The 7663-nt window shown below is 57.1% G+C and carries 8 protein-coding genes; 7 read left to right on the top strand and 1 reads right to left on the bottom strand.

Annotated elements, in window-relative coordinates:
• The 3 genes from FEV16_RS17385 to FEV16_RS16695 all read left to right on the top strand — a co-directional run.
• On the top strand, positions 1–153 hold a 153-nt coding region (locus FEV16_RS17385), incomplete at its 5' end, for a UDP binding domain-containing protein (RefSeq protein WP_348639995.1).
• A gap of 95 nt (positions 154–248) precedes the next feature.
• Positions 249–1181: a glycosyltransferase family A protein gene (locus tag FEV16_RS16700; RefSeq protein WP_138168735.1), complete on the top strand. Its 933-nt coding sequence runs from the start codon at positions 249–251 to the stop codon at positions 1179–1181.
• Entirely contained in the window at positions 1178–2323 is a 1146-nt protein-coding gene (locus FEV16_RS16695; protein ID WP_138168734.1) for a glycosyltransferase, read from the top strand. The genes FEV16_RS16700 and FEV16_RS16695 overlap by 4 nt, the downstream gene beginning before the upstream one ends.
• Before the next feature lie 514 nt (positions 2324–2837).
• Here FEV16_RS16695 and FEV16_RS16690 read toward each other — a convergent pair.
• A complete protein-coding gene (locus FEV16_RS16690) occupies positions 2838–3425 on the bottom strand; it encodes a nucleotidyltransferase family protein (RefSeq protein ID WP_246657396.1) in 588 nt (195 codons plus the stop codon).
• A 226-nt stretch (positions 3426–3651) separates the two neighbouring features.
• Here FEV16_RS16690 and FEV16_RS16685 point away from each other — a divergent pair, with 226 nt between their 5' ends.
• The 4 genes from FEV16_RS16685 (at position 3652) to FEV16_RS16670 (ending at position 7337) form a co-directional block, all read left to right on the top strand.
• A complete protein-coding gene (locus FEV16_RS16685) occupies positions 3652–4131 on the top strand; it encodes a hypothetical protein (RefSeq protein WP_138168737.1) in 480 nt (159 codons plus the stop codon).
• 276 nt (positions 4132–4407) lie between these two features.
• The gene (gene nifA / locus FEV16_RS16680; protein ID WP_138168736.1) at positions 4408–6120 is read left to right on the top strand and encodes a nif-specific transcriptional activator NifA; all 1713 of its coding nucleotides are present in this window, start codon (positions 4408–4410) and stop codon (positions 6118–6120) included.
• A 248-nt stretch (positions 6121–6368) separates the two neighbouring features.
• Positions 6369–6563 carry a 4Fe-4S binding protein gene (locus FEV16_RS16675; RefSeq protein ID WP_138168732.1) on the top strand — a complete coding sequence of 65 codons (195 nt, stop codon included), beginning with the start codon at positions 6369–6371 and terminating at the stop codon, positions 6561–6563.
• Between the two features lie 27 nt (positions 6564–6590).
• Entirely contained in the window at positions 6591–7337 is a 747-nt protein-coding gene (locus FEV16_RS16670) for a 4Fe4S-binding leucine-rich repeat protein (protein ID WP_138168731.1), read from the top strand.
• Positions 7338–7663 lie beyond the last annotated feature (326 nt).

The following is a 7663-nucleotide window of genomic DNA, read 5'->3' as shown; positions in this document are numbered from 1 at the left end:
ATCGTCACCGAATGGGACGCCTTTCGCGCGCTCGATCTCGACCGGGTGAAGACTCTCCTGAAACAGCCGATCATCGTCGATCTGCGCAACGTCTACCGACCCGCCGACGTGCGCAAACGCGGCCTTGCTTACGTCAGCGTGGGGAAAGCGTGAACCGCAAATCGTCTCTCTATCAGTGGTCGGGAGGGAACGCGACGCTTCTTGCAAAGCGCCATGACCGTTCTCACGGAAGGACTAGGCTGACAACGATGGCCGATGTTTCAGTTGTAATCCCACTCTACAATAAGGCGAGTCACATCGTCGAAACCGTTGAATCGGTTCAACGGCAGACTTACCAACCAACAGAGATACTCGTCGTCGACGACGGTTCAACAGATGGTGGCGCCACGCTTGTGGAGAGCATGAATGATCCACGAATAGAAATTATCAGAACGGAGAGGGCGCGAAGCGGCCCATCCGCCGCACGCAATATTGGTATCTGGCAGGCGAAAGGTGATTGGATTGCGCTACTCGATGCCGATGACACATGGGAAACTACGCATCTCGCGTCACTGACAAAACTTATAGAAAGGGATCGGCTATTAACCTGCGCTTTCAGCAGCTGGCAAATCATTTATCCAGATGGCCGTCGCAGCCAGGACGCATGCGGCAAGCAAATCCAAGGTGAGCAGGTTTTTGATTTCGACGCGTTTCTAGAGCTATGGCTGCGACGACGTTCTTGTCCAATGTGGACGTCTGCAACATTGATCCGGCGCTCTGAGCTGATCGCAATCGGCGGATTTCCCAGCGAATATCGGCGGGGCGAGGACAAAGCTACCTGGCTTCGCCTCATGGAGAGAGGGCGCGGCGCTTATTCGTCCGTCCCTGCCGCCCATTATAATAAAGCTGTAGTTGGGCAAGAATCGTCGCGCTTCGAACCATTTCTTCACCCTGTCGTGCTGATTGCAGAGCGCATGATCAAAGAGATGCGACATCCGCCAGCGACTTTACGTAAGCTGCAACGCGTGAGCAATCTTGTGACATGGCAATATGCCCGGCAGGCCGCTTTCCGTCGTCCGATACCGGACAGTTTTCTGGATAAATTTTATTGGCGTGAGGGATATGCGTCTTATCTCGCCCTGCAGATTATTCGGCTATTCGACTTTATGAGATTGAGGCTTCTGCAAAGGAGAAGCGCTTGAATCAATCACGGCAAAAACGGGCGTTCTTCGTTATTAATTCTTTGGAAGGCGGCGGCGCCGAGCGGGTGTTCACTACCCTGATAGAAAGGCTCTCGGATCGGCTTTCGGCCGATATCGAACTTGTGCTCCTCGATCGGCTTCCGGAAATTTACAAAATCCCTGTCGAAATCCGGCGCCATCAACTCGATTGCCGCCAAGGCTATCTCGCAAGCGTAACACAGTTGGTTGCGCTTGTTCGGCGCGAGCGACCGGACCTTCTATTCAGTTTTTTGACCCGTTCTAACTGCGCCGCGGTCGTCGCCGGATCGCTCACTGGCGCGCCTGTGACGCTCAGCGAGCGAGTCCATACCTCAAGCCATCTCGGCCAAGGCGCAGCGATTAACAAGCTGATCGTGCGACTACTGTACCCTCTCGCTAAACATATTGTAGCGACGTCGCATGGCGTTGCGCAGGACTTGCGCGAAAACTATGGCGTGTCCGCCACCAGAATTTCCGTGATGTACAATCCTGTTCAGCGCGATTACATCATGACGCGCGCACTGGAGCCTGCGCCGATCGCGCTACCGCCCACCACGTGGCTTGCTATCGGGCGGCTGACGGCGAACAAGAATTTTGCAATGCTTATCGACGCCTTCGCGCAGGCGGACGTGCCAGGCGATCTCGTCATACTGGGGGAGGGTCCCGAGCGGCAGGCTCTTCTCCGGCTCGCGGCTGTGCGCGGCATTGGCGATCGGGTGCATTTGCCGGGGTTTGTAGATAATCCCTACGCATGCCTTCGAAGAGCATATGCCTATCTGTCTGCATCCAACGCGGAAGGATTTCCAAACTCGCTGGTCGAGGCGCTGGTGGTCGGCGTCCCCGTGGCTGTCACGGATTGCGATTCCGGGCCTTCCGAAGTCCTAGGGGGGGCCCTAGCGTCCAAAGTTAAGCGCGCCACTGAGGCGGAGCATGGCATACTCGTGCCCATGAGAGATTCGGCGGCAATGGCTGAGGCCATGCGCAAACTCGCGGCTTCCGCTCCCCGAGCGCATTATGCCGAACGCGCGTTGCGTCGCTCGGAAGACTTTGACTTTGCTCGAACGCTGGATGAATACGCCACGCTGCTCAACGCCGTCATCTCCGGAGAGACTTCCAGGCGATGACGTAAGCCATATGAAAACGCGCTGTCCGAGGTGTCGAGCCGTGACGGTATCCGCCTCGGAGGGCGTGACGTCAGGGCTATCGAGACGTCGAATTTCGCGATCGTGCGGTGCTTGCTGATAACGGCGCGATCCCGCTCGCGCTGCGACTTGGCGCCCACGCGGAAGACGATGGCGTAAGTTTGGGTGTTGTGGGGGAAGGCGGTAGCGCTCCGCTACCACCGATCCCTCGGTCGGGCTTTGATCGAGGAACAGCCGATGAAACCGCGCCAGGGAGCGCGGCTACTATCGGACTTACAGCTCTTGCCTTCGCATCACGTATAGACGCCCGCTGCGAGAACGTTGACTACCCCACCTTTGCTTAAGCCATTGAGGCGATCACTTAGGGTAGCCCGCCCCTGGGCACCATAAAGCCACTTAAATTGCAGTTAATTAGCCCGCTGATTGTCGGTGAGGAAACACGCGCTTTGCGTCAAGGCGATCCGTGCTGGCGACAAGGCTGATGGCCGATCACTTGTCAAGCAATTTTCCAGCGCGAGCGCGCAGCTTCCAGATCTGCGGCCAAATCGATATCGATAAGGGCGTTCTCGTCGAGGATGATCGCGTGCTTTTGGGAGCTCTTGCAGTCCACCAGCAATTGCTTGGCGCCTTGCGGCCCGGAGAGCGAGGCGAGCTGGGGAAAGAAGCGTCGGGGCCACAGTGCTGGATTGCGCTGCTCGCCCATTGGCGTGGTTGGATAGATGATTGATGTCCCCTGACTCGCTTCGAAGGGAGCGATCAGCTTTCTGAGCAGGTCTGACGTAAGGAAAGGCATATCTCTCGGCGCGATGAATGCGCCCTGAGTTTTTGAGCCAAGCGTTTTGACCCCGATAGCGATCGAGGACCCCATCCCCTCTATCCAATTCGCATTGTGTACGAAACGAAGCGGCAGGCCTTCAAGAGCCTTTTCAATCAGTGCGCGATCGCAGCCGGTGAAGACGACGGTTTCAGCGCAACTGCGCAGGATTTCTTCGGCGACCCGGCGGATGAGCGGCTTTCCGCCGAGGTCGGCCAGAAGCTTGTTTTCTGTTCCAAAACGCCTTGAGGCTCGTGCAGCCAAAGCCACGGCTGCAATGTTCGCTTCTCGCTAACCTCGCGCACGACCTTCACGATCTCAGCGAGAATCGAGACGGCGATTTCAGCCGATCCTTGACGCGCCTATTTCTTGCAGCGTTCGGACAGAAATTTCGCGTCGATCATGAAGCCAGAGCGAGCGCCTGGAGGGATTCGCCAAGAGGCGTCTCGCGGCAGTGGCGGGGATCGTTGGCCTGGAAGTTGCTATGGGGACATGGATGGAAATGCCCCTTGCCGACGCTGAACGTGTCAATTTTGGCGCATTGGCGCCGGAAATTGATGAGTTGTTGCAGCAGGGGGTGGCCGCCTATCGTCGCGACCGCGCGACCGCCGACAAGCTCTTCCGGCAAGCGCTGACTCAAAATCCAAGTGAATTAGCTCCTTATTACTGCCTGTACAAAATCCATACCTACATGGGCAGCCTAGATGTCGCGGCGGATATCGCCGCGGAAGGCCTCAGAGAGGCGGTAAAGCAGGCGGGATGGCCAGAAGACCCGAGCGGTTGGCCGATTGGGGCGCAAACTCATGAGGGGCCAGGACGTTTTGCTCTTTATACGTTAAAAGCGCTCAGTTTCATCGAATTGCGCCGCGGAAACGAAGAGGCGGCGCGGAGATATCTGGATCTTCTTTCTCAGAAAGATCCAAATGGGAGCGTTGGTTGGACGGTCGTGGAAGAGCTGGCGGATGGCATTGCTTAAGAACGGATCGTCTAGCAGCGTCTTCGAGCGCGGAAAAAAGTTCTCCTTCGCATGGCGTAACATCGGATTAGCTGGGAGACGTATGGCGCGACCTCTACAATTGTGCACTGCATTTGAGCACAAAGTGGTTGGATTTGTATGGAATTTAAACACGACAACTTCTAAATTTGGAGTCAAAATAACAATAGATTTCGCATATGCGAAATATGACGCGATGTGGCGTGGCTGTTCGTAAGGAGGGCGGCCGTGAGCGTTAAGAGAGCCTCTGAAGTCGGAATGAGCGCTTCGACGCCGTCGCCCGACACGGCTCTATTCGGAATCTACGAAATCTCTAAGATATTGACGGCGCCTGCACGGCTTGAGCAGGCGCTCACAAATGTCGTGAGCGTGCTCAGCTCCTTCATGGACATGCGGCTCGGCATGATTGTCGTGCTCGACCAGAACGGCGATCCTGAGATCGTCGCGACATCAGGCGGAGCTACTCCGAGCGGGCTGCGCGCGATAGATATCCTTCCGCGCAAGATCATCGACCGTCTCGTCGCGACTGCCGTTCCGATCGTGGTTCAGGATGTGTGTAGCGATCCGTTGTTCGCCGACGCGGTCGAGGTCATCGCGCAGCGCCTTGGCGATAAGGTCTCCTTTGTCGGCGTAGCGATCAAGGCCGATGGCGGCGTTATAGGCACTCTGTCGGTTAATAGAGTATGGGAGCAGCCCTCCGGACACAGTTTCGACGGCGACATTCGTTTCCTTACGATGATCGCTAATCTTATCGGCCAGACGGTCAAATTGCACCGCATGTTATCGGCGGACCGTCAGCGGTTGTTGAACGAACGGGCGAGATTGGAGAAGGCGCTCGACTCGCGCGCGGCGCGGCCCGAAGTCGCCGGCATTGTTGGCGAAAGCCCCGCAATCATCGAGGTTCTGGACACGATCGCGGTCGTCGCGAAGTCGAATTCGACGGTGTTGTTGCGCGGCGAGAGCGGCACTGGCAAGGAATTGTTCGCACGCGCCGTGCACGATCTCTCTCTTCGGAGAGCCAAGCCCTTCGTTAAATTGAACTGCGCGGCGTTGCCGGAAAGCGTTCTCGAATCGGAATTGTTCGGGCATGAGCGCGGCGCCTTCACAGGCGCGGTTGCGCAGCGTGCGGGAAGGTTTGAACTCGCTAACGGCGGGACTCTGCTGCTTGATGAAATCGGTGAAATCTCCACGGCTTTTCAGGCGAAGTTGCTGCGCGTGTTGCAGGAAGGAGAATTCGAGCGGGTGGGCGGCACGCGCACGCTGAAGGTGGACGTGCGTTTGATCTTCGCCACCAACAAGAATTTGGAGGAAGCGGTCGCGCGTGGCGAATTCCGCGCAGATCTCTATTACCGAATTAGCGTGGTTCCCGTCTTTCTGCCGCCATTACGTGAGCGGCCTGGCGACGTCGCGCTGCTCGCCCAGAATTTCCTCGAGCAGTTCAACTCCGAAAACAAGCGTAGCCAAATCTTCTCGATGAGCGCGATCGAGACTTTGCAGCGCTGCTACTTCCCCGGCAATGTGCGGGAATTGGAGAATTGCGTGCGCAGGACCGCTACTTTGGCGCATGAGGAAATGATCATCGATAAGGATTTCGCTTGCGCTTCAGGCAAATGTCTTTCTGCGCTGTTGTGGACGGGGAGCGGAAGCGGAGCCTATTTTGGTCCCGCAGGTCCGGAGGGACAACGCCAATCTGCCCCTGGCCACTCAGCTGAGGCCGCGGCAAGCGAGAGCGTCTACGGTTTTCCCTTCGGAAGCTCGCCTGAGTCTCAAAGAGAGCTGAAGGATGGAGAAGACCTCAAGGATGGCGTTGGCTATCCGCCGGTGCGACGGATGATCGAGAAAGAAAAACTTATCGAAGGAATGGAAAAGGCCGGATGGGTTCAGGCGAAGGCGGCTCGTCTCCTCGGATTATCGCTTCGTCAAGTCAATTACGCCCTCAAGAAATACAATATCGAAGTGAAGCGATTCTAGCGTGCGCCGCGGCCGTTCGGGTTCATGTGCGAGAGCACCAACTGGGAGCGGATCTCATTAGGGGTTGCTTCGAGAGGACCCGCTCTAACGAAGACGACCCTTTCGCCTGTCGAACAATCGACATTTGTCAGAAATGCTACGAAACTGACGCCTTTTGTCGTCGGCCTTCAGCCATTGCGCTTGCCGCACATGCTTGGCACGCGAATTGAAAGTTGGGCCAGGCAGTCCAATGGACGAGGGAGTGCGCCATGGCTTACAAAATTATCGCGTCGCAATGCACCGTGTGCGGGGCCTGCGAGTTCGAATGTCCAAATGCGGCCATTCGTCTCAAGAACGATATGTATATTATCGACCCCAAGAAATGCACTGAGTGCGAGGGGCACTTCGACAGGCCACGCTGCGCAGAAGTGTGCCCGGTCGAAAATACCTGCGTGCCAGCCTAGTGGCCCGGGATTGGGGCGCGCAGTCTGATGGAAGCCTTGGATTGGCAAGGCGAGTTGCTTTCTTGCCGTGATTGTCCGCATCAGGAAATCCGCGCGAGGGGATTATGTAATCTCGGCCAGGCGTGCGTACGCGATCGACGCTCAAGACGTATCGACCATTTCTTCTCGGTCAATCCGTTTGAGGCAAGCAAATATCTGTATCACCCCTATTTCGAAGTGCGAGTTGGCGCGGCGAAATATGCTAGCGTTTTTCTTCTAACGCCCCTGCTTGACGATGAGGAGCCGGACGTACGCGCGATGGTCGCGCAGCGTCTTCCCCTGCGGCTTGCGCAGCGACTGCTGGATGATCCCGAGTCGAAAGTGCGGATGGCGTTAGCGCAACGAGTCGATGGAAGGGCGCTCGTAAAGCTTCTCAGAGATTCGGATGCTGGCGTGCGTCTCGTTGCAGCACGGCGCGCGCCTGCTGAGTTGTTGCCGCTTGTGATGAGCGATCCCGACGCTCAAGTGCGCCGCCAGGCGGCGCGACGGATTGCGCCGGCGCGACTTGCAGCAATGATGCATGATCACGAGCCCCTTGTGCGCGTGCTCGTCGCGGAGCGTCTTCCGGCCAATCAGTTACGCCTGTTGAGCAAAGATGAGGATTTGCGCGTGCGTTTCGTCGTGGCCGAGCGGGCGCCGTCGGATCTCCTCGTCGAAATGACCGATGACTGCGATTCTGAGATCCGGCGAGTCGTCGCCGCGCGACTAATGAGCGGCGGCGACGAATTGCGGTAGGACGCGCCAAAATGGCGCCGGTTGATGGTTCGCGACTCCGCGCAGCTGACCTCAATCAAATGTCGAGTCGACGTTCGAAATATTGCGTAACCCATGTCGCAATCCGAACAGAGCGTCGAGCGACCGATCGCCGCACGTATGGCGCCGCCTGCTGCGCTTTTCATAAGCTGCTGAAAACAGGTGGCGTTATTCGCTTGTCGGGCTGGCATGCAAGTTGCCAAGTGTATTTTTAGGAAGCCTTTTAAACTCTGTCGGCTTGTTGGCGATTTGTATTCGCCCCGGGGACGGACGAGGGCGAAGCGGAAGGATTCAGCCATGGACACGCA

It is taken from the genome of Methylocystis sp. B8 (assembly GCF_005771425.1).
Taxonomy (GTDB): Bacteria; Pseudomonadota; Alphaproteobacteria; order Rhizobiales; family Beijerinckiaceae; genus Methylocystis.
Note: the sequence above shows the minus strand (reverse complement) of the source record. Positions and strands in the feature narration are given on the sequence as shown.

Bases quoted from the DNA above. Each gene is read 5' to 3' on its own strand.
- FEV16_RS16675 (WP_138168732.1), top strand. From the start codon at position 6,369: ATGGCTTACAAAATTATCGCGTCGCAATGCACCGTGTGCGGGGCCTGC.
- FEV16_RS16670 (WP_138168731.1), top strand. From the start codon at position 6,591: ATGGAAGCCTTGGATTGGCAAGGCGAGTTGCTTTCTTGCCGTGATTGT.
- nifA (WP_138168736.1), top strand. From the start codon at position 4,408: ATGAGCGCTTCGACGCCGTCGCCCGACACGGCTCTATTCGGAATCTAC.
- FEV16_RS16700 (WP_138168735.1), top strand. From the start codon at position 249: ATGGCCGATGTTTCAGTTGTAATCCCACTCTACAATAAGGCGAGTCAC.
- FEV16_RS16685 (WP_138168737.1), top strand. From the start codon at position 3,652: ATGGAAATGCCCCTTGCCGACGCTGAACGTGTCAATTTTGGCGCATTG.